This window comes from Candidatus Hydrogenedentota bacterium, assembly GCA_016791475.1.
Classification (GTDB): Bacteria; Hydrogenedentota; Hydrogenedentia; order Hydrogenedentales; family JAEUWI01; genus JAEUWI01.
This window is the reverse complement of the sequence record JAEUWI010000259.1, coordinates 1-673: the sequence shown is the minus strand read 5'-3', so window position 1 is coordinate 673 and position 673 is coordinate 1. Positions and strand designations below refer to the sequence as shown.

Annotated in this window: 1 protein-coding gene; it reads right to left on the bottom strand. The window is 73.3% G+C overall.

What is annotated here, in order from left to right:
• Positions 1–673, bottom strand: a 673-nt coding sequence (locus tag JNK74_29085; GenBank protein MBL7650235.1) for a sigma 54-interacting transcriptional regulator, incomplete at both ends; no start/stop codon positions are given.

The window sequence follows — 673 nt, the reverse complement described above, 5'->3', positions numbered from 1 at the left end:
AAGAGTTCGCTCTCCAGCAGGCTTTCCCCCAGGGCCGCGCAGTTCACCGCCAGGAAAGGCTGGGCCGCGCGCCGGCTGGCGCGGTGCATGCCCTGGGCCAGCAGCTCCTTGCCCGTGCCGCTGTCGCCCTGGATGAGCACGGTGGCATCGCTGGCCGCGAACTGGCGCGCCAGGCGGCGCACGCGCTGGGCGGGCTCGCTGTCGCCCGCATAGTCTTCGATGCGCCAGCGCACGCCCGCTCCGCGCAGGCTGCGATTGGCGCGCAGGTGGCGGTCGGCGCGCTGGATGGTGGCGGGGTCGCGGCAGACCAGCAAGGCGCCCGTGAGCTGGCCGTTTTCCACGATGGGCGCGCGCCGCACCACCAGAGTGCGCATGGCCAGCTGGACCACGTCTTCACTGCCCTCGGGCTCCAGGGACTGTGACTGCAGCGCCTGTGCCAGCGCCAGCGCGGGCGCCACCTCGTCCAGCAGCCGGCCATGCAGCGCATTGGCAGGCGCTCCCAGCAGGGCCGCCATGGTGGGGTTCAGTGCCTGGATGCAGCCTTGCGTATCCACGGCGACCACGCCGTCCTGCAACTGGCCGAGCACGGTTTCCAGCCGCTGGTGGCGGGCGCGCTCGGCATGGCGGTGGCGGGCCAGCAGCACGGCGTCGCGCAGGGCCTGCAGCACGGCGC